Origin of the sequence: Streptomyces sp. NPDC050147, from assembly GCF_040660195.1 — a bacterium.
In the GTDB taxonomy this organism is placed as follows: domain Bacteria; phylum Actinomycetota; class Actinomycetes; order Streptomycetales; family Streptomycetaceae; genus Streptomyces.
Genome location: NZ_JBFALJ010000025.1, coordinates 113,257 through 132,821, shown reverse-complemented (window position 1 = coordinate 132,821; position 19,565 = coordinate 113,257). Strand labels below are relative to the sequence as shown.

Here is a 19,565-nt window from a genome sequence, read left to right as displayed (position 1 = left end):
GTCAAAACCCCCGCCGACGGCTCCGACGGCTCCGACGGCTCAGCGGCTCAGGACTCCGCGCCGTCCCCGTGCAGTCGCACCGTGCCGAGGATCTTCTTCACCGTGGCGTCGGGGATCTCGTCCTTCACGCCCTTGGCGCCGTACATCGACCAGGAGACGTACTCACCCTCGGAGTTCTTGAAGGCGAACGTCGTGGCCTTGCCGTCCGAGTCGCACTTGTCGCTTCCGGCCGCGCCGGAGGTCGTGGAGGTCGCGACGCTGCCCTTGATGCCCGACGCGGTGGTGAACGACTCCACCTTGCCGATCTTGATCTTCTTCTTGTCGGCCTTCTTCTGGCCCGTGTACCCGCCGAAGACCCACCACGCGGAGTCGTTGCGCGCGACGTCCTTGGTGTTCTTGGCGCCGTTCTGGCCCTTGGTGCCGACAACGCCGAGGGCGGTGTCGTCCTTGGTGCCGTCCTTGTCGTCGTCCGAGGAGCACCACTTCGGCTTGTAGTGCGCGGGCGCGGACATGCCGATGAGCGCGCTGCCGTCGCCCTTCTTCCTGTCCTCGAAGCCGATGAAGGTGCCCGGGGTGTCGACCTCCCAGTCCGCGGGCACGTCGAAGGCCGTACCCCATTTGGGATTCACGACGACCTGCCAGCCCTTGATCGTCGGCGTCGGGCCCTTGTCCGTGCCGCGCTCGCTGCCGCCGTCGTCCGTGGGGCTCGGTTTCGGGGACGCGGACTTGGCGGGAGACTTCTTGTCCGGCTTCCCGTCGGCCTCGTCGTCCTTGTCACCGCCGAGCACCAGGAAGCCCGTGACACCTGCGGCCACCAGGACGGCGAGCGCCGCGACGATCGCGGTGATCTTCGTCTTGTTTCCGCCGCCACCCTGACCGCCGCCCGGCTGGGGCGGCACGGGCGGTGGCGTGGGCGCGACCCACTGCGGCTGCTCCGGCTGCGAGAAGGCGCCCGAGTGCGGCTGCTGCTGGTAGCCCGGCTGCTGGTACGGGTTCGGCTGCTGGTACCCCGGCTGCTGGTACGGGTTGGGATTCTGACCCTGCGGGTTCTGCTCGCCCCCGGGCGGCTGCTGTCCTGGCCACATGAGCAGTAACCATAGAGGGGCTTGTGGCCTGATGTCATCGCTGGCCCCGTGGCGGGGACAGCACATCGGGGCCATAAGCCCCCGCGTGGTACGAAACGGCTCAGGACTCCGTGGGATCCCCGGACAGACGGACCGTGTTCAGGATCTTCATCACCGTCGCCTCAGGGATCTCGTCCTTGACGCCCTTGGCGCCGTAGAGACTCCAGGCGACGTACTCGCCCTCGGAGTTCTTGAAGCCGAAGGTGATCGCCTTGCCGTCCGAGTCGCACTTGCCGTTCTGCGGCGTGTTCGTCGAGTGAGCGCGCGCGATGCTGCCCTTGATGCCGGTCTTCGTGGTGAACGGCTCCGCCTTCTTGGTGAAGGTGAGGCTCTTCTTGTCCGGCTGGGTGTACCCGCCGAAGACCCACCACGGGACCTGGTTGACGGCGACCTCGTCGGTGCTCTTCGCGCCGTTCGCGCCCTTGGTTCCGACGGCGCCGAGGGCGGTGTCGTCCTTGGTGCCGTCCTTGTCGTCGTCGGCGGAGCACCACTTCGACTTGTAGTACGCGGGTGCGGACATCGTGATGAGCGGCTTCGCCTCGGCACCCTTGCTCGCGTCCTCGAAGCCGATGAGGGTGTCGGGGGTCTGCACCTCCCAGTCGGCCGGGACGTCGAAGGCCGTGCCCCACTTGGGGTTCACGACGACCTGCCAGCCCTTGATCGTCGGCTTCGGGCCCTTGTTCGTGCCGCGCTCGTCCTCGCCGCCGCCGGTCACCGGGTCCGGACTCGGCTTCTTGGACACGGACTTGGCCGGCTTCGGGTCCGCCGCGTCCGCCTCGTCGTCCTTGTCGCCGCCGAGCACCAGGAAGCCGGTGACACCCGCGGCCACCACGACCGCCGTCGCCGCGACGATCGCGACCAGCTTGGTCTTGTTGCCGTTGCCGCCGCCCCCGTCACCGCCGGGCTGCTGCGTCACGCCCATCGGCGCGGTCGGCGCGCTCCATTGGCCCTGCTGCCCCGGTCCCGGCTGCTGGTACGGATTCGGATGCTGATATCCCGGCTGCTGGTATGGGTTCGGCTGCTGGTACCCCGGCTGCTGGTACGGGTTGGGATTCGGGTCCTGCGGGTTCTGCTCGCCCCCGGGCGGCTGCTGTCCTGGCCACATGGCGGGAAACGATACGGGGTGTTGCAGCGGACACGTCACGGAGGACCGGGGGGCGGGGCGGACGTGAAGGTCCGCTCGTTCAGGACTTCGGCTCCGCCTCGATCTCGCGCACCGTACCGAGCATCTTCCTGACCGTCGCGTCCGGGACTTCGTCACTCACGCGCTGCGCGCCGAAGAACGACCACGAGACGAGTTTCCCCTCGGAGTCCTTGAAGCCGAAGGTGGTCGCCTTGCCGGCCGTTCGGCACTTGTCGGCGTTCGAGGTGCCGGAGACCGAGGACGTGGCCAGGCTGCCGGTGATGCCGGACTTGGTGGTGTACGACTCCACCGCGCTGGTCTTGATCTTCTTCCGGTCGGGCTGCGCGTACGCGCCGTACACCCACATCGCCGAGTCTTCCCTGGCGATCTCCTCGGTGGTCTTCGCGCCGCGGTTGCCCCGGCTGCCGGCCTCGGCGAGAGGCGTGTAGTCCTTGGTGCCGTCCCGGTCCGAATCGCTCCCGCACCACTGCTTCTTGAGTACGGCAGGTGCCCCCATCCCGATCAGGACGCTGTCGGGATCGTCGCTCTCCCCGACGGCCGTGACCCAGTCGGGCGACCTGAGTTCCCAGTCCGGGGGTACGTCGAAGGCGATCCCGCGCTCGGGATTCACGACGGTGTGCCAGCCGGGAACCGTCGGCTTGGGCCCCCGGTCGTTGCCGCGGGAGTCGGAGCCATCGGCCCCGGCCGTGCTCGCAGCCGCGGTCGGGGACTTCGCCGGGTCCGGCTTCGCGCTGTCGTCCTTGTCGCCGCCGAGGACGAGGAAGCCGACGACGCCGGCGGCCACCACGACCGCCGCCGCGGCGACGACGGCGATGACCTTGGTCCTGTTGCCGCCACCCCCTCCGTCGCCCCCGCCACCCCGCGGAGCCTGCGGTGGGCCACCGGGAACGGTGGGCGCGTTCCACGGCGCCGGTTGCTGATATCCCGGCTGGTGGTACGGATTCGACTGGTTCGGCCCGCCCCCGGGCTGCTGCTCTCCTGGCCACATGCGAGGCAACGATAGGTGACGTTGATCCACGCGCCGCCGACTCCTGGTCAAAGAACGCTACTCGTGGGTAACATTGTGGCCATGAGCGCTGACCAGATGTCGATAGGCGAGATGCTCGCCGCCACCGTGCCGATGGCCCGGACGCTGAACCTCGAGTTCCGCGAGACCACGCCCGAGAAGGCCGTGGTCGCCCTGCCCGACCAGGCCGACTACCACAACCACGTCGGCGGGCCGCACGCCGGAGCCATGTTCACGCTGGGGGAGTCGGCGAGCGGCGCCATCGTGCTCGCCGCGTTCGGTGACCAGCTCTCGCGGGCCGTGCCCCTCGCGGTCCGTGCCGACATCGCGTACAAGAAGCTCGCCATGGGGCCGGTGACCGCCACGGCGACCCTCGGCCGCCCGGCCGCCGAGGTCGTCGCCGAACTGGACGCGGGGCAGCGCCCCGAGTTCCCGGTGGCGATCGCGATCCAGCGCGAGGACGGCGCCGTGACCGGCGAGATGACGGTCGTCTGGACGCTGCGCCCCAATAACTGAGTCGCGTACGGGCGTTCGCTTCCGTACGTTCGTTGAACACAGCGGCGTCGCGTCGGCCGGGCCACGGGGGTCCCGACCGGCGCGGCGCCGTTCTTCGTGACTCCATCCAGCCGTTCCGGCGGACCTTCTGTTCATGTCATTGACACGAGTCAACGGTCGTCATAGTTTCCGGCCGCCAGGGTTGACGTCTTCGAGGGAGTCGCCGCATGAGACGCACGGGACGCACAGGACGCACGGGACGCAAACGCACCACCCGAACCACCCTCACGGTCATCGCCGCCGCCGCGGCTCTGCTCACCCCGCACACAGCGCAGGCAGCACAGACAGCGCAGACCACCCCGAAGGGCACGTCCCGGGCGGGTGCCGACACGCTCGTCCGTACGGACGCGGGCTGGCTGCGCGGGGAATCCACCGCCGAGGGGCGGCAGTTCCTGGGCGTCCCGTACGCCCAGCGGCCCGTCGGTGACCTGCGCTGGAAGGAACCGCGTCCCGTCAAGCCCTGGCAGGGCGTGCGCGGGGCGACCGCCTTCGGCAACCGCTGCGTACAGACGGCGAGTTGGGACCCCGGGTACGAGAAGCCCAGCCACACGGAGGACTGCCTCGACCTCAACGTCTACGCGCCCGAGGGGGAGCGGAAGCAGCGGCCCGTCCTGGTCTGGCTGCACGGCGGCGGGCTCACCGCGGGCGCGGGGGAGGACATCGTGCCCGACACCTTCGCCCGGCGCACCGGCACGGTGGTGGTGACCGTCAACTACCGCCTGGGAGCCATGGGTTTCCTCGCGGGCAAGGGTCTCGACGAAGAGGCGTCCGACGACGTCTCGGGCAACTACGGCATGCTCGACCAGCAGGCCGCCCTGCGCTGGGTGCGCGCCAACATCGGCGCTTTCGGCGGCGACCGGCAGCGCGTCACCATCGCCGGAGAGTCCGCGGGCGGCCGCTCCGTCTGCACGCAGCTCGCCTCACCGACCGCCAAGGGCCTCTACCGCGCCGGCATCGTGCAGAGCGGCGCCTACGGGGACTGCGCCGCCCGCGAGCGCGACGAGGCGCTCACGCAGGGTGCGGCGTTCGCGAAGAAGGCGGGCTGCCCCGACCCGGCGACCGCCCTCGCGTGTCTGCGGGAGAAGCCCGCGAAGGAGATCCTCGCGGCGCAGGCCGGGTTCGACTGGGGGCCGGTGGCAGGCGGCGACTTCCTGCCGGTCCAGCCCGAGGAGGCGTACGAGAGCGGCGGCGCCTCACGCGTGCCGGTCCTGAACGGCGCGAACAGCGACGAAGGGCGGCTCTTCGCCTACGGACAGTTCGACGGGCAGGGCAAGCCACTGACCGAGGAGCAGTACCCGGGCGCCCTCACTCGGACGTACGGCGCGGAGCTGGGCGCCGAGGTGCTGAGGCGCTACCCCGTGGACGGGCACGCCTCGCCGACGCACGCGTACGCGGCCACCCTCGGCGACCAGATGTTCGCCTGTACGGCGCTGCGCATGGACAGGACGCTCGCGGGCCGCGGCCCCGTCTACGCCTACGAGTTCGCCGACCGCACCTCGCCGCCCTTCGCGTCCATCCGGGATGCGGGCAAGACGTTCGACTTCGGCGCGACCCACGTCAACGAAGTGCAGTACCTCTTCAAGCACTTCGGGCTCGCGTCGCCGCTCAACAAGGAGCAGCGGGCTCTGGCCCGGCAGATGGTCCAGTACTGGGGCTCCTTCATCCACGGCGGCGCGCCGCGCGCCGACGGTCAGCCCACCGCGCCCGACCAGCGGAAACAGCCCGGTCAGGTGCTCTCACTGCGGACCGCGTCCGCCGGAGGGAACGAGCTGAGCTCCGCGGTGGCCCGTGAGCATCAGTGCGACCTGTGGGACCGCGGGGGCCCGGAGGGTGCTGCCCCGGCCGACGCCGGGTGAGCGGGTAGGCTGCCCGGCGTGCGCGATCTTGGGGGGAGCGCGCACGCCGGGTACAGGCACATCAGCACAGGAGGAACCGGCGTTGCACGTCCAGGAATGGCTGGAGACCGTACCGGCCGTCAGTATCTACGCGCTGGTGGGCGTGATCATCGGTCTGGAGAGCCTGGGCATCCCGCTGCCGGGTGAGATCGTGCTCGTCTCCGCCGCGCTGCTCTCCTCGCAGCACGGCGAGCTCAACCCCGTCGTCCTGGGGATCTGCGCCACCGCGGGCGCCATCATCGGTGATTCGATCGGGTACGCGATCGGACGCAAGGGCGGCCGACCGCTCCTGACCTGGCTGGAACGGAAGTTCCCCAAGCACTTCAGCGCCGCGAACGTCGGCAGCGCCGAGCAGTCGTTCCAGAAGTGGGGCATGTGGGCGGTCTTCTTCGGCCGCTTCGTCGCCCTGCTCCGCATCTTCGCGGGACCCCTCGCGGGCGTGCTGCGCATGCCGTACTGGAAGTTCCTGATCGCCAACGTCCTGGGCGGCATCGTCTGGGCGGGCGGCACCACCGCCGTCATCTACTACATCGGTGTCGTCGCCGAGGACTGGCTCAAGCGGTTCTCGTACTTCGGCCTGGCCATCGCCGTCCTGATCGGCGTCGGCTCCATGCTGCTCGTCAAGCGCCGCGCCAAGAAGGCCGCGGCGGCCCGCTGCGAGGCGCGAGCGGACACCGGTGTGCGGACGGCGGCCGAGCCGGTCCCCGTCCCGGCCGCCGACTGACGTCACTCGGCGTGGGCCTCCCGGTGGGCCTTGGCCAGCTCCACGTACATCGTTCCGTTGAGGGTGACGCCCGCGCGCTCCTCGTCGGTGAGCGGGCGGCGCACCTTGGCGGGGACGCCCGCGACCAGTGAGCCGGGCGGCACGACCATCCCCTGCGGCACGAGGGCCTGCGCCGCGACCAGCGAACCGGCGCCGATCACCGCACCGTTGAGGACCGTCGCCCCCATGCCGATCAGGCAGTCGTCCTCGACGGTGCAGCCGTGCAGGACGGCGTTGTGGCCGACCGAGACCCGCTCTCCGATGCTCATCGGGAAGCCCAGGTCGACGTGGAGGCTGCAATTGTCCTGGATGTTGCTTTCGGCGCCGACGACGATCGGCCCGCCGTCCGCGCGGAGCACCGCCCCGTACCAGGCGCTCGCACCGGCGTGCAGCGTCACCTCGCCGATGATGACCGAGGTGGGCGCGGTGAAGGCGTCCTGATCGATCTGCGGGTGCTTGCCGCCGAACCCGGTGATGAGTGCCTCGTGGCTCATCGGAACTCTCCATTCGTACGTGTCTCGCGCCTGGCGGAACCGTACGGGACGGGGCGGGGGCCGCCGCCTCGTGGGGTGAAGATCACAGCTGCCCGGGCTCACCGCGCCGCGCACGGCTGAGTAACGTGAGCGCGTGCCGAAGAACAGGAACACGTTCTCATCCGCGGTCGCCGACTGGCGGCGCCGCGCGACCCAGCGCGCCGTCCACGCGGGCTGGGCCTGGGTGCAGCGGACGGGCGCGGTCACCGCACAGCGGCCGGGGCGGCTGCGGTTCGCCGCGATCGGCCCGGGTACGAAGCTGGCCTTCCCGCAGGGGACCGTCTTCGGTGAGCCGTGGATCCGGATCGGAGACCACTGCATCATCGGTGAGCAGGTCACCCTCACCGCCGGGATGATGCCCGACCTGGACCTCGGCCCCGACCCGATCCTGAGCATCGGAAACGGCGTCGTGCTCGGCCGCGGCAGCCATGTCATCGCGGACACCACGGTGACGATCGGCGACGACTGCTACTTCGGGCCCACGGTGTACGTGACGTCCACGAACCACTCGTACGACGATCCGCACACGCCCATCGGCAAGCAGTGGCCGCGCATGGAGCCGGTCGAGATCGGCCCCGGCTGCTGGATCGGCACCAACGCGGTGATCCTGCCCGGCGCCAGGATCGGCCGCAATGTCGTGGTGGCCGCGGGCGCGGTCGTGCGGGGCCACGTGCCCGACCATGCCGTGGTGGCCGGAGCGCCGGCCCGCGTGGTGCGGACCTGGGACCCGGAGGCCGGCTGGCAGCCGCCGCTGCGGACGCCCGCGCCGGTGCCTATTCCTGACGGGGTCACGCCGGAACAGCTGCTTGCCCTCGCGGAGTTGGACGACCTCGATCTCGGTGAGCAGGTCTGACCCGCGGCGGCCGGGTCAGCTCGCCAGCAGTACCGTGCCCACCAGCGCAAGACCGGCCCCTGCCGCCTGCACCCCGCGCAGCCGTTCCTTGAGCACCATGCGGGCTGCGAGGGCGGTGACCACCGGGTAGACGGAGGCGAGCACGGCGGCCACGGTGACCGGGCCGTTCTGGGCCGCCACCGAGTATGTGCCGTTGGCCGCGACGTCCGCGAGGCCGATGAAGGCCAGGGCCGGGACCGCCGCCCAGACGACGGACATGCCGCTGCCCTCGGGGAGCGCCCTGCCGCCCCGCTTGACCGAGACGAACAGTGCCGCGCCGCCTGTGGCCACGTTCGTCACACGCTGCACGAACAGGGCGAGGAACAGTCCCGTGAGGTTGCTCGACGCCTCGGAGATGAGCGCCATCACCCCGCCGAATCCGAAGGCCGCGACCAGCGTGAGCAGGACCGCCTGCCGCTGTACGGGGGCGCCGCGCAGCTCGGGTCCGCCCGCGAGCACGATGCCGATCACGGCGACAGCGATCCCGGCGAACTGCGGGACGCCCGGCCGCTCGCCGAGGAGGAGGCCGACGCCCACCGGTACGACGACGCCCAGCGAACCGAGGGGCGAGACGACGCCCATCGGGCCGAGCGCCAGGGCCTTGTAGAAGGCGAGCATCGCGACGGGGCCGACGAGCCCGGCGCCGACCGCGAACCACAGCTGCGGGCCCCATTCCGTCCAGCCGCCCGTCGCGACGACTATCACCCCGAGCACGATCACCGCGATGGTCTGCGAGGCGACCACGACCGTGAGCGCGGGGAGGCGGCGGGTCAGCAGTCCGCCGCCGAAATCGGCAAGGCCCCACAGGAGGCTGGTGGCCAGAGCGAACAGTGCTGTCATCGAAGAACCTCGCAGTACAGTGTGGTGAACCTTTGGGTGCACCACACCGTAGTTCAGTATCGTAAACTCTGTCATTCAATATATTGGACGGAATGTGTCGGACCTCGATCAGCTCACCCAGTCCCTCGCCCGCAACCTCAAGCGCTGGCGCTCGGAACGGGGCTTCACGCTCGACGCGCTCGCGGCCCGCGCGGGCGTCAGCCGCGGCATGATCATCCAGATCGAGCAGGCCAGGACCAACCCCAGCGTCGGTATCACGGTGAAGCTCGCCGACGCCCTCGGCGTCAGCATCACCACCCTCCTCGACTACGAGCAGGGCTCGCACGTCCGGCTCGTGCCGCCGGAGCAGGCGGTGCGCATGTGGTCCACGGAGGCGGGCAGCAGTACGACGCTGCTGGTCGGGACCGAGGCGCGCGGGCCCTTCGAGCTGTGGGCGTGGAAGCTGATGCCCGGCGAGGGCAGCGACTCGGACGCGCACCCGCCGGGGACGATGGAACTGCTGCACGTGGCGGCGGGCGAACTGACGCTCCTCGTGGACGGCGTGGAGCATCTCGTGCCCGCGGGATCGGCCGCGTCGTTCGAGGCGAACGTCCCGCACGGCTATCACAACAAGGGTGCGGAGCCCGTCGAGATGACCATGTCGGTGTCGGTGCCGCCGGCCCACGCCTCGTCGTACTGAGCCGAGGGGCGGCCTGTTAGCGTGCGGCCATGCGTGCACCCATGGGAGATTTCGACGACGTCCGACCCGCGCCCGAGGCCCTCGACCTCCTGATCGCACCCGTCGCGGAGGCCGTGCGCGGATGGAGCGGGACCATCCCCGCCGAGCAGCTCATCCACGTCGACACCGACCCGCAGTGGGCCGACACCGCCACCTTCGTGGAGCACTACGGCCAGGACATCCTGGAGCAGTCCGCGAACTGCGTCGTGGTCGCGGGCAAGCGCGGCGGCGAGACCTCGCTCGCCGCGTGCCTGGTCCTGTCCACGACCCGCGTCGACGTCAACGGCGTCGTACGTCGCCAACTCGGCGCCCGCAAAGCCTCGTTCGCACCGATGGACACGGCCACCGGCGAGACCGGCATGGAGTACGGCGGCATCACCCCGATCGGCCTGCCTGCCGAGTGGCCGCTGCTCGTGGACGCAGCCGTCGTCGACCTGCCGTACGTCCTGATCGGCAGTGGCAGCCGCAGGGGCAAGCTCATCGTGCCCGGCAAGGCGTTCGCCGAACTGCCCAACGCGGTGGTGCTCGAAGGGCTCGGCGTCGCCTGACGCGGAGGGGGCTCACCCGCAGACGCCCGACTCGCGCAGCCGGGCGATGGCCTGCGGGTCACGTCCCAGTTCCTCCAGGATCCGCTCGGTGTGCTCGCCCGCGGCCGGCACTGGGTCCATGCGCGGGGCGACCCCACTCAGATCCGCGGGCGGCACCAGCGCCTGCACCGGGGCCGAGCTGCCCGGGATCGCGACCTCACGCCAGCGGTCACGCTCGGCGAGCGCGGGGTGGTCGAGGAACTCGGCGACCGAATTGACGCCCGCGTTGGCGATGTTGGCGCGGTCGAGCAGCTGCATCGCCTCCTCGCTGCCGAGTTCCGCGAAGCGCGCGGAGATGATCGCGTCGAGTTCGTCGCGGTGCGCGACACGGTCGGAGCCGGTGGCGAACCGCGGATCGTCGGTCAACTCCGGACGCCCGACGACCTGTTCGCACAGGGCGGCCCACTCGCGTTCGTTCTGCACGGACAGCAGCACGTCCTTGCCGTCGGACGCGGTGAACGGGCCGTAGGGCGCGACCGTCGCGTGCCGGGCACCGACGCGGGGCGGCTGCGTGCCGCCGTAGCGCGTGTAGTACGCGGGCTGGCTCATCCACTCGCCGAGCGCGTCGAAGAGGGAGACCTCGATGGCCGGCGCGCGCCCGGTGGTGGCCCGGGTGAAGAGCGAGGTGAGGATGCCGCTGTAGGCGTACATCCCGCCCGCGATGTCCGCGACCGAGATCCCTGCCCGCACCGCCTCGTCGGGCGTGCCGGTCAGCGAGAGCAGCCCGGTCTGGCACTGCACGAGCAGGTCGTACGCCTTACGGTCCGCCCAGGAGCCGCTGGTGCCGTACCCGCTGACGGTGCAGGGGATCAACGAGGGGTAGCGGGCCTGCAGTTCGTCCGCGCCGAGGCCGAGGCGGTCGGCGGCGCCGGGGGCGAGGTTCTGCACGAACACGTCGGCGCCCGCGAGGAGTTCGTGCAGGATCGCCCTGCCCTCATCGGACTTGAGATCCAGGGTGAGGGACTCCTTGGAGCGGTTGAGCCAGACGAAGTAGCTCGCCTGGCCGTGCACCGTGGTGTCGTAGCGCCGGGCGAAGTCGCCGCCCCCGGGACGCTCGACCTTGATCACGCGGGCGCCGAGGTCGGCCAGCTGGCGGGTGGCGAAGGGAGCGGCGACGGCCTGCTCCAAGCTGACGACGGTGATGCCCGCCAGGGGGAGATGACCGGCCGGCTCGTGGTGCTTCGTCGCCATGACTGCCTTTCGTTCGCGGGTGTGCTGCTCGTTCGCGGGTGTCGCCGCTCTTTCGCCTCTTGCCTGCGCAGTTGTGCCCGCCGCGTCAATCGCCTTCGCCCACGACCGACTTGGACACGAGGTGCCCGTCGGCGAAGCAGAGCCGGTAGCCGTCGGACGACAGGAGACGCGTGCTGTAGTACGCGCAGTCCTGGCCGCGCGGCGTCGCGGGCGCGCCGTCCGGCGGGCCGTCCCTGGTGAACCGGGGCAGCCGGGATTCGACCTCGCCTCGCGGCTCCCCGGTCGTCAGACCGTCGTACACGTCCCGGTCCAGGACCGAGAAGACCGAGCTGATCAGGCCGAGGGGGATCATGAGCAGCAGTATCCCGGCGAGGACCGCGAGCGGCGCGAGGACCACCTGCGTGAGCCGCCGTCTGATCCTCCGCCTGGCCAGCTCCAGTTCACGGGCGGACGTGGTCGGCCGGGGCGCGCCGGCGGCGCGTGGTGCGGCTCCCGCCGCGGGCAGCTCGGCGGTCACCTCGAAGCCGCCGCCGTCCGTGGGGCCCGCGCGCAGCGTGCCGCCCGCGAGGCGCACCCGCTCGTCGAGGCCGACAAGGCCGCTGCCGCCCGACGCCACTCCGGGCAGACGTCCGGCCGGGGCAGGGTCGTTCACCACCGTGAGGCGCAGCGTGTCGCCGTCCCGCGCGATGCGGACGCGGACCGCCGCGCCGGGAGCGTGCTTGGCTGCGTTCGTCAGGGACTCCTGGAGCACGCGGTGGACGGCGTGGCCGACCATCGGCGCCAGATCACCCGTGGCCCCCGACCGTACGAGGGTGACCTCGACCCCGGAGGCCCGCGCGCGCTCGACCAGGGCGTCCGCGCTCTCCTCCGACGGCGCCCTCGGCGGCGCTTCGTCGTCGGCCCGCAGCACGCCGATGATCTCCCGCAGCCGTTCCGTGGCCGCTCCCGCCGCCTCGCGCAGCTCACCGACCGCCGCCTGCTGGCGGGCATCAAGGGTGGGATCGACCTCCAGCACGCCCGCCCGGACGGCGATGAGCGTCAGGTCGTGGCCGAGCGAGTCGTGCATGTCGCCCGCGATCCTGGCCCTTTCACGGATACGGGTGCGGTCGGCTATCACCTGCTGCTCGTGCTCCATGCGTTCGGCGAGCCGCCAGCCGGTGGCCGTCAGGTCGGCGTACTGACGGCGATAGCGGCCGAGCAGCCAGGGCAGCACCACGGCGATCAGGAGTGTCAGGAGCATCGTGGGCCAGCCCCACAGGTCGCTCGACACGACCGTGCACAGCACAAGACCTGCCGCGGCGACCGTCCCGAAGAGCCACAGCGCGGGACGCACCGCGACGCTGCGACTACCCGCGAGGTAACCGAAGACGGCCAGCGCGGCCCAGTAGACGGGCGTCAGCATCTCCGCGTCCGTCATCAGACTCAGCGCGATGGGCACGGCGAGGGCGACGAGCGGCCACCGCCTGCTGAACGCCACGGCGCCCCCGAGCAGCGGCACCCCCACGGCCGCCACGACCGCGTCACGTCCGTCGGGACCGAGGGCGGCCGAGACCGGTGGCGCGCACACCACGAGCCACACGCCGATGTCGAAGAGCCGGGGAAGCCAGCTGTGTACGCCACGCACCGGCCAAGCATCGCCGATCAGCCACGGAACGCGCGCCCCTGACGAAAGCAGGGGATCTCCCCTCCGGGCCCTGGGTCCTGGGGACCTGGGGCTTCCAAGCCCTGGGCTCCCGGGGTCCTGGGGGACGTGTGGCGTGGGGGCGTTCACTCCTCTCCGACGAGCCCCGCCTCGTACGCGAGGATCGCGGCCTGCACACGGTTCTTGAAGCCGAGGCGGGCGAGGACCTGGCTGACGTACGCCTTCACCGTGCCCTCGACGACGTGCAGCCGCCCGGCGATCTCCGCGTTCGACAGACCGGCCCCGACCAGCGCGAGCACCTCGCGCTCGCGCGCCGTCAGCTCCTCGACGCGGGCCCGCGCGGTGGCCTGCTTGCCGAGCTGCCCGGCGCCGAGGTGGGAGATGACCCGCCGCGCGATCGACGGGGAGAGATACGCGCCGCCCTCTGCGACGGCCTGGACCCCGGCGATCAGTTCGCGTGGATTGCCGGACTTGAGGAGGAACCCGGCAGCTCCCGAGCCGAGCGCGCTCGCGATGTACTCGTCCTCGGAGAACGTGGTGAGCATCGCCACCGCGGTGTCGGGCGCGACCTTGTGCAGCTCGGCCGCCGCCTGGAGGCCGTCGAGCCGGGGCATACGAATGTCGAGGAGACAGACGTCCGGGCGGTGCTTGAGGGCGAGTTCGACCGACTCGCGCCCGTCGGCCGCCTCGGCGACCACCTCGATGCTCTCGCAGGTGCCGAGGATCGCCCGTACCCCGGCCCTGATCATCGCCTCGTCGTCGGCGAGCAGCACTCTGATCATGCGAGCACGCTACCCCGGCCGTTCGGGACCTCGTTCGGGATCTCCTGCCGGGCCCCGTTCGGGATCTCGGCGGGCTGCGCAGCGTGAGCAGCGGACGAGCCGGCATGCGACCTCGGACAGGTGGCGGGCCAAGTGTTTGCGATCGCCGTTCACCTGATGCTCATGAGGGTCCTGACCGTCGGCCTCGCGGCCATGGTGCGCAGTTCAGCCGGGGCCATCACCGTGCTGTTCGTGCTGCTGCTCATCGTGCCGACGATCCTTCGATCGATTCCCCTCGACTTCCTCACGGACCTGGCGCAGTTCCTGCCCCGGGCGGCGGGCACGCGGTTCCTCACGGGTGAAGCGGGCCCCTCCGCCTGAGCCCTCCTGCGCTCACGACCGACCCTCCCCGAACGGAGACCGGATCTGTCATGCCATCGACATCCGCCGCCTCGACGCCCGCCGCTCCCGCTGCTTCCCCCGCGCGCACGGCCCCTGCCGTTTCCAGCGTGTACGTCACCTCCATCGCCGACTCCGAGGAGCAGGTCCGGGCCGCGCAGCGGCTGCGGTACCGCGTCTTCGGCGAGGAGATGGGCGCCACGCTGCACACCTCCCTGCCCGGCCACGACGTGGACCCCTTCGACGACCTCGTGGACCACCTGATCGTCACGGACACCACCACCGGCGAGGTCGTCGGTACCTACCGCCTGCTGCCGCCCGGCCGGGCCGCGCGGTCCTATTCCGACAGCGAGTTCGACCTGCGTGCGCTGGACGGGCTGCGGTCCTCCACGATCGAGGCGGGCCGCTCCTGCGTGCATCCCGACCACCGCTCCGGCGCGGTGATCAACCTGATGTGGTCGGCGCTCGCCCGCTACGTCCTGCTCTCCGGCCACCGCCATCTGGCGGGCTGCGCCTCGGTGCCGCTGTCCGACGGCGGCAGGGCGGCCTCCAGCGCCTGGCTGCTCGGCACGTCCAAGCACGCCTCGCCGCCCGAGCTGCGGGTCCAGCCCCGGCGCCCCTGGGTGCCCACCGCGTCGCCGGTGGAGCGGCCGGCCTACGCCGACCTGCCGCCGCTGCTGAGGGGTTACCTCCGCCTCGGTGCGTGGATGTGCGGGGCGCCCGCGCACGACCCCGAGTTCGACGTCGCCGACTTCTTCGTCCTCCTGGACATGGACCGGCTCGGCGACCGCTACCGCCGCTATTTCCTGGGGGAGTCGCGATGAGCCCCGCGGGAGCCCCGGCGGCGCTGTGCACCCCGGCCTGCGTCACCCGCTCAGCGCCGGAGATCCAACCGGTCGAACTGGCCCGCCGGTACGCCGCGTTGGCGTACGAGATCGGCATCGCCGTGACCCAGGGCGACCGGCTCGCCGACCCGCGCGCGCTGCGGGCGCGGGCCCGGGGAATCCTGGCGGCGCTGGGCATACGTCTCGACGCCGGGCCGGAGCGGCTGACGGTGGCCGGCTCTCGTCCCGGCACCCTGATCGTCGCCAATCACATCTCCTGGCTCGACGTCGTCAGCCTGCTCGCCGTGGAGCCGGTCATGGTCCTCGCCAAGCGGGAGGTGGGCGGGTGGCCAGTGATCGGTACGCTCGCCCGGCGGGCCGGTTCCCAGTTCATCGACCGCGACGGGCTACGGCAACTACCCCATGCCGTATCCGAGTTGGCGTCGACTCTGCGCTCCGGCCGCTCCGTCCTCGCCTTCCCGCAGGCCACGACCTGGTGTTCCGTGGCCGGTGGCCGCTTCCGGCGGGCCACCTTCCAGGCGGCGGCCGACGCGGGCGCGCCCATACGGCCGGTGACCATCCGCTACCACCAGCACGGGACGCGCAGCACCACGGCCGCCTTCCTCGGCGACGAGACCTTCGGGGCCTCGCTGCACCGCGTCGCCCGCGCCCGTGGACTGGCCGTGCGCGTCACCGCACACGCCCCGCTGCGCGGCTCGGACCGCCGGGAGCTGGCCGCCGAGGCCCAAGCGGCCGTCGGAGCGTACGAGATGCCCGCTCATGTCTGAGGTCAGGAACCTCCGAGAGCCGTGACCGGTGTCACCTCGCTGACATGCACCACGGCGTCGAACCACTCCGCGAGCGAACCGCCGGACAGATGATGGCCGGCGTCATCCCGGGCGTTGTGGAAGGGACCGACGAGACGGGTCTTGGCGGGGGCGCCGAGCCAGGCGTCGACGGGCGCCGGGCGCGGCGTGCGCAGGTCCAGGAAGTACGCGGGCAGGCCGGCCGCTCCGAGCGCCGCTTCGGCGAAGTCCGCGGGCGGTACGGGGTGGTCCGTGCCGTGGTGGAAGGTCAGTCCGATCGACACGTATCCCTTGCCGAAGTGCTCGCGCAGGTGCCCGCCCGCGTTGCGGTGTGTCTGCGGGGCGGGGGAGGAGACCGTCCGGGGAGCGCCGACGGCCGTATGGGCGAGGCCGCCCCAGTAGACGGTCTTGTGCCGGGTGCGCTCGTGCCACCGGATCGTGTCGTCGGCCAGGGCCCGCTCGATCCCCGCGAGACCGGCACCCGGCGGTGTGGACCGCGGTGAGGGAGCCGCCAGTTGGACGGGGTCGTGCGGATTGCGTTCGTTGTGGGCACGCATCCAGCGCAGTACGTCGAGGATCTCCCGGGTGCGCAGGAAGGCGCGGGCCTCGGAGAGCAGGGCCGACGGATCGCCCACCCCGGTCAGGACGTACGCGTCGAGGCCGAGCCGTACCGGATCGTCCCCTTCGAGGACCAGGGAGCGGAACCCCTGCTCCTCGACCAGGAAACGCAGCATCCGGTGCTGGACGACGGACAGTTCGTGCGTGGCGCGGGACCCCACGCCGAGCGCGACGATCTCGGCACCCGCCACCACGGCGGCCAGCGGGCGCAGATCCTCCGACCCGGCGTGTGGATCAAGGGCGTTGATGGGGTGGGCGTGCCGGCCCAGCCAGTCGGCCGCCGCTTCGGTGGTTGCCTCGGTGATCGCCTCGGTCGTCGCTTCTGATATCCGGTTCATGAGCCCAGGCTCGTACCTGAAGTTTGGTTCAGGTCAACTGGGTTGTGCGGCACGGGAACTCGGGGCCCTCCTCGGCCGACTCCTGAACAGGCGCGGGCACGACGGTTCCGCGCTGTCGCGTTCACGAGTGTCAGGAGACCGACGATGAGCGATCGTCCCCCACTGCCCCTGCTCGGCGGGTTTCTCGCGCTGCTCGCGGTGATCTTCGCGGTGTCGTACGCCGTGGGGACGGCCGTCGGACCGGGCGAACCCGGGACGCAGCGGACCGATAAGGATGCCGAGACCGACAAGGAACCCGCCGACGAGAGTGGTGGCGGGTCTCATGGCGGCGACATGGAAGACATGCACTCCGGAGGCGACATGGAGCACACGCACCCGGGTGGTGGCCGATGAGCGAGTCCACGTCCACGGAACGCGGAATCGGTGCGGGCCGTCGTCGGCTGCTGCGTGGCGCGGCGGCCGGGACGCTGGGCGCGGCCGGGCTCGCCGCCGCGTCGGATCACCCGGCGTACGCGGCGGATCGCGATGCCCCCGCGCCGGACGGCGCGGCATCGGTGAGCGTCGCCGTGCTGCTCTACGACGGTTTCACCGCCCTGGACGCCGTCGGCCCGTACGAAGTGCTGTGCCGTGTACCCGGCGTCCGCGTGACGACGGTCGCGCGGAAGGCGGGCCCGGTCCGCACCGACACCGGCGAGTTGGCGCTGGTCGCCGAGCGGGCCATGGGCGACGTCACCCGGGCCGACGTGCTCCTGGTGCCCGGCGGCGGCAACCGCGGGACCGTCGCCATGATGGAGGACGCCGACGCCCACCGGTGGATCCGCCGCGTCCACCGCCACTCCACGTGGACCACCTCGGTCTGCACCGGCTCCCTGATCCTCGGCTCCGCGGGCCTGCTCCGCGGACTCCCGGCCACCACCTACTGGGCCTCACGCCCCTACCTGGAGAAGGTCGGCGCCGTCTACACCCCGGGCCGCTTCGTGGAGACCGGCAAGATCATCACGGCGGCGGGTGTCTCCGCGGGCATCGACATGGGCCTCTACCTCGCCTCCCGCCTCTCCGACGAGAAGGTCGCCCAGGCGATGCAGCTGGCCGTCGAGTACGACCCGGATCCGCCGTACGACACGGGCAGCCCCGAGAAGGCCGACGCGGAGACGCAGGCCCTTGCCCTCAAGCTCCTTGCGGACTCCGCGCGATAGTCCTCCCTCAGGAGTCGCGGCCCGGGGCCGTCCAGTTCCCGCCCGTTGATGTGCCGTGGTTCACACATGTGGGGCGGGTGAGCGGCCCGGGGCCATTTCGCGTACCCGTCCGTGGAAGGAGGGGCACCAATGCAAAGATGGCCCCGCCATGACTGCTGGGTGGTGTTCTCGCGCGGTACGGGCTGCGGTGTTCGCGGCCGCCTGTGTGCTGCTCGCTGCCCTGGGGCACGTCATGATGTCGGGGACCTCGGTGCCCTGGTGGACGGTGGGTGCCGGAGCCGTCGGAGTCGGCGGCACGGCATGGCTGCTGGCCGGGCGCGAGCGGGGGCTGCCCCTGGTCGTCGCCGTGGCGGTCGCCGCTCAGACCGCGCTGCACGCGGGGTTCTCCCTGGCCCAGGCCGCCGCGCAGCCCTCGGCCGGAACGCCGCTCGTGCGGCGCTGGGTGCAGCACGTGCTCTGCGCCGCGCCGGTGGGCGCCGATTCCACGGGGGCCACAGGGGCCACGGCGGTCATGGGAAGGCAACAGGGGTCGGCCATGTCGGCGCCGCTGCCCGACGCGGGGACGACTCCCATGCCCGCCATGCCCGCGTCGTCGATGAGCTCCTCCATGGAGCACATGGACCACATGGGCGGCGGCCACGACATGAGCGGCATGTCGCCGACCGGCATGCTCGCCGCCCACCTTCTCGCCGCGCTCCTGTGCGGTCTCTGGCTCGCGCACGGCGAACGCGCGGCCTTCCGCGTCGCGCGTGCCTTCGCCGGGTGGCTCGTCGCCCCGTTGCGGGTGCCTCTCGCGCTGCCCACGCCCGCACACCGGCCCCGCATCCGGCGCCATCGCCACCGTTCGGCCGGCCGGCCGCGGCAGTTGCTTCTCGTTCACGCCATCACTTCTCGGGGCCCGCCCGCGGGGACCGCTGTCGCCTGACAGCTGGTTCCCCGACGCCGCTCCCGTGCGCCTTGTCGCGCGGCCGGACGGCTCGGGCATCGGTCGTACGCACTCTCGCGCGGCCGTACCCCCCTCACCGGACCCGCCGGACCCGCCGCACGCACGCACGCACGTACGTACGGCGTGTCCGGGTCCCGGATCCCGGATTCCCGAGAAGGACACCAGGTGATCATTCCTGCCCTGCCCAGCTCACCCTCTGCCGACGAGTCGATAACGGCGTGGGCGCTCGCCGCCCGTGCCGGAGACCCCGAAGCGGTCGAGCACTTCGTACGCGCCCTGCACCGGGACGTCCGCCGGTACGTCACGTACCTCGGCGGCGACCCCCAGGCCGCCGACGACCTGACGCAGGACACGTTCCTGCGGGCCCTCGGCAGCCTGCACCGGTTCGAAGGGCGCTCGTCCGCCCGTACGTGGCTGCTCTCCATCGCCCGGCGCGCCGTGATCGACAGCCTGCGGCACGCCGCCGCCCGGCCCCGCCTCAGCGACACGGACGACTGGCAGTCCGCCGCGGAACGGGCCCAGCCGCGAGGGCTGCCGGGCTTCGACGACGGCGTGGTCCTCGCCGACCTGCTCGCGACGCTGCCCGACGAACGGCGTGAGGCCTTCGTCCTCACCCAGCTCCTCGGGCTGCCCTACGCGGAGGCCGCGCTGCTCACGGGTTGTCCGGTGGGCACGGTCCGCTCCCGCGTGGCGCGGGCCCGCGTCGCGCTGATGCAGCGCCTGCGGGAGGCCGAACGCCCCGCCCTGGTGGGCACCGCGGCCTGACGCCCCCGCACGATCGCCGGGC

The 19,565-nt window shown here is 71.7% G+C and carries 22 protein-coding genes; 13 read left to right on the top strand and 9 right to left on the bottom strand.

Translation table 11 applies throughout. The features are described 5' to 3' along the window. Nucleotides 1-47: 47 nt before the first annotated feature. From AB0I94_RS31965 to AB0I94_RS31955, 3 genes are all read right to left on the bottom strand, one after another. Complete coding sequence (locus AB0I94_RS31965; RefSeq protein ID WP_363313195.1) at nucleotides 48-1,085, bottom strand: hypothetical protein; 1,038 nt, start codon at nucleotides 1,083-1,085, stop codon at nucleotides 48-50. A gap of 100 nt (nucleotides 1,086-1,185) precedes the next feature. Further along, nucleotides 1,186-2,229 (bottom strand): hypothetical protein, encoded by a 1,044-nt coding sequence (locus AB0I94_RS31960; protein WP_363313194.1) that lies wholly within the window; start codon nucleotides 2,227-2,229, stop codon nucleotides 1,186-1,188. Between the two features lie 79 nt (nucleotides 2,230-2,308). After that, nucleotides 2,309-3,256 carry a hypothetical protein gene (locus AB0I94_RS31955; protein ID WP_363313193.1) on the bottom strand — a complete coding sequence of 316 codons (948 nt, stop codon included), beginning with the start codon at nucleotides 3,254-3,256 and terminating at the stop codon, nucleotides 2,309-2,311. 96 nt (nucleotides 3,257-3,352) lie between these two features. Here AB0I94_RS31955 and AB0I94_RS31950 point away from each other — a divergent pair, with 96 nt between their 5' ends. The 3 genes from AB0I94_RS31950 to AB0I94_RS31940 all read left to right on the top strand — a co-directional run bounded on the left by AB0I94_RS31950 (nucleotide 3,353) and on the right by AB0I94_RS31940 (nucleotide 6,448). Continuing rightward, entirely contained in the window at nucleotides 3,353-3,790 is a 438-nt protein-coding gene (locus AB0I94_RS31950; RefSeq protein ID WP_363313229.1) for a DUF4442 domain-containing protein, read from the top strand. 206 nt (nucleotides 3,791-3,996) lie between these two features. Continuing rightward, complete coding sequence (locus AB0I94_RS31945) at nucleotides 3,997-5,685, top strand: carboxylesterase family protein (protein WP_363313192.1); 1,689 nt, start codon at nucleotides 3,997-3,999, stop codon at nucleotides 5,683-5,685. An 82-nt stretch (nucleotides 5,686-5,767) separates the two neighbouring features. Further along, nucleotides 5,768-6,448 carry a DedA family protein gene (locus AB0I94_RS31940; RefSeq protein ID WP_363313191.1) on the top strand — a complete coding sequence of 227 codons (681 nt, stop codon included), beginning with the start codon at nucleotides 5,768-5,770 and terminating at the stop codon, nucleotides 6,446-6,448. A 2-nt stretch (nucleotides 6,449-6,450) separates the two neighbouring features. Here AB0I94_RS31940 and AB0I94_RS31935 read toward each other — a convergent pair whose 3' ends face one another. Continuing rightward, on the bottom strand, nucleotides 6,451-6,981 hold the full coding sequence (locus AB0I94_RS31935) for a gamma carbonic anhydrase family protein (protein WP_363313190.1): 531 nt from the start codon (nucleotides 6,979-6,981) through the stop codon (nucleotides 6,451-6,453). A 133-nt stretch (nucleotides 6,982-7,114) separates the two neighbouring features. On the opposite strand from AB0I94_RS31935, the gene AB0I94_RS31930 reads away from it, so the two are divergent. Then, nucleotides 7,115-7,873: an acyltransferase gene (locus AB0I94_RS31930; protein ID WP_363313189.1), complete on the top strand. Its 759-nt coding sequence runs from the start codon at nucleotides 7,115-7,117 to the stop codon at nucleotides 7,871-7,873. Between the two features lie 15 nt (nucleotides 7,874-7,888). On the opposite strand, the gene AB0I94_RS31925 is transcribed toward AB0I94_RS31930, so the two are convergent. Then, complete coding sequence (locus AB0I94_RS31925) at nucleotides 7,889-8,752, bottom strand: DMT family transporter (protein WP_363313188.1); 864 nt, start codon at nucleotides 8,750-8,752, stop codon at nucleotides 7,889-7,891. 94 nt (nucleotides 8,753-8,846) lie between these two features. On the opposite strand from AB0I94_RS31925, the gene AB0I94_RS31920 reads away from it, so the two are divergent. Together AB0I94_RS31920 and AB0I94_RS31915 are read left to right on the top strand one after the other, a co-directional pair. Beyond that, a complete protein-coding gene (locus AB0I94_RS31920; protein ID WP_363313187.1) occupies nucleotides 8,847-9,431 on the top strand; it encodes an XRE family transcriptional regulator in 585 nt (194 codons plus the stop codon). Between the two features lie 29 nt (nucleotides 9,432-9,460). Continuing rightward, nucleotides 9,461-10,018 carry a YbaK/EbsC family protein gene (locus tag AB0I94_RS31915; RefSeq protein ID WP_363313186.1) on the top strand — a complete coding sequence of 186 codons (558 nt, stop codon included), beginning with the start codon at nucleotides 9,461-9,463 and terminating at the stop codon, nucleotides 10,016-10,018. A gap of 12 nt (nucleotides 10,019-10,030) precedes the next feature. On the opposite strand, the gene AB0I94_RS31910 is transcribed toward AB0I94_RS31915, so the two are convergent. The 3 genes from AB0I94_RS31910 to AB0I94_RS31900 all read right to left on the bottom strand — a co-directional run bounded on the left by AB0I94_RS31910 (nucleotide 10,031) and on the right by AB0I94_RS31900 (nucleotide 13,672). Then, nucleotides 10,031-11,248 carry a CaiB/BaiF CoA-transferase family protein gene (locus tag AB0I94_RS31910; RefSeq protein ID WP_363313185.1) on the bottom strand — a complete coding sequence of 406 codons (1,218 nt, stop codon included), beginning with the start codon at nucleotides 11,246-11,248 and terminating at the stop codon, nucleotides 10,031-10,033. An 85-nt stretch (nucleotides 11,249-11,333) separates the two neighbouring features. After that, nucleotides 11,334-12,872 (bottom strand): histidine kinase, encoded by a 1,539-nt coding sequence (locus AB0I94_RS31905; protein ID WP_363313184.1) that lies wholly within the window; start codon nucleotides 12,870-12,872, stop codon nucleotides 11,334-11,336. A gap of 143 nt (nucleotides 12,873-13,015) precedes the next feature. Next, entirely contained in the window at nucleotides 13,016-13,672 is a 657-nt protein-coding gene (locus AB0I94_RS31900; RefSeq protein ID WP_363313183.1) for a response regulator transcription factor, read from the bottom strand. A 162-nt stretch (nucleotides 13,673-13,834) separates the two neighbouring features. On the opposite strand from AB0I94_RS31900, the gene AB0I94_RS31895 reads away from it, so the two are divergent. The 3 genes from AB0I94_RS31895 to AB0I94_RS31885 are packed head-to-tail and all read left to right on the top strand — an operon-like array spanning nucleotide 13,835 to nucleotide 15,662. Then, nucleotides 13,835-14,032, top strand: a complete 198-nt coding sequence (locus tag AB0I94_RS31895; protein WP_363313182.1) for a hypothetical protein — start codon at nucleotides 13,835-13,837, stop codon at nucleotides 14,030-14,032. A gap of 50 nt (nucleotides 14,033-14,082) precedes the next feature. After that, nucleotides 14,083-14,874: a GNAT family N-acyltransferase gene (locus tag AB0I94_RS31890; protein WP_363313181.1), complete on the top strand. Its 792-nt coding sequence runs from the start codon at nucleotides 14,083-14,085 to the stop codon at nucleotides 14,872-14,874. Further along, nucleotides 14,871-15,662 (top strand): lysophospholipid acyltransferase family protein, encoded by a 792-nt coding sequence (locus AB0I94_RS31885; protein ID WP_363313180.1) that lies wholly within the window; start codon nucleotides 14,871-14,873, stop codon nucleotides 15,660-15,662. The genes AB0I94_RS31890 and AB0I94_RS31885 overlap by 4 nt, the downstream gene beginning before the upstream one ends. Before the next feature lie 2 nt (nucleotides 15,663-15,664). Here the strand turns inward: AB0I94_RS31885 and AB0I94_RS31880 are convergent, their stop codons facing one another. Next, a complete protein-coding gene (locus AB0I94_RS31880; protein WP_363313179.1) occupies nucleotides 15,665-16,636 on the bottom strand; it encodes an erythromycin esterase family protein in 972 nt (323 codons plus the stop codon). A 144-nt stretch (nucleotides 16,637-16,780) separates the two neighbouring features. Here AB0I94_RS31880 and AB0I94_RS31875 point away from each other — a divergent pair, with 144 nt between their 5' ends. The 4 genes from AB0I94_RS31875 to AB0I94_RS31860 all read left to right on the top strand — a co-directional run bounded on the left by AB0I94_RS31875 (nucleotide 16,781) and on the right by AB0I94_RS31860 (nucleotide 19,543). Further along, nucleotides 16,781-17,029, top strand: coding sequence for a hypothetical protein (locus tag AB0I94_RS31875; protein ID WP_363313178.1), 249 nt, complete (start codon nucleotides 16,781-16,783; stop codon nucleotides 17,027-17,029). Further along, on the top strand, nucleotides 17,026-17,832 hold the full coding sequence (locus tag AB0I94_RS31870; RefSeq protein ID WP_363313177.1) for a DJ-1/PfpI family protein: 807 nt from the start codon (nucleotides 17,026-17,028) through the stop codon (nucleotides 17,830-17,832). The genes AB0I94_RS31875 and AB0I94_RS31870 overlap by 4 nt, the downstream gene beginning before the upstream one ends. A 148-nt stretch (nucleotides 17,833-17,980) precedes the next feature. Beyond that, entirely contained in the window at nucleotides 17,981-18,757 is a 777-nt protein-coding gene (locus AB0I94_RS31865; protein WP_363313176.1) for a hypothetical protein, read from the top strand. 186 nt (nucleotides 18,758-18,943) lie between these two features. Continuing rightward, on the top strand, nucleotides 18,944-19,543 hold the full coding sequence (locus AB0I94_RS31860; protein WP_363313175.1) for a sigma-70 family RNA polymerase sigma factor: 600 nt from the start codon (nucleotides 18,944-18,946) through the stop codon (nucleotides 19,541-19,543). The last annotated feature ends 22 nt before the right edge of the window (nucleotides 19,544-19,565 follow it).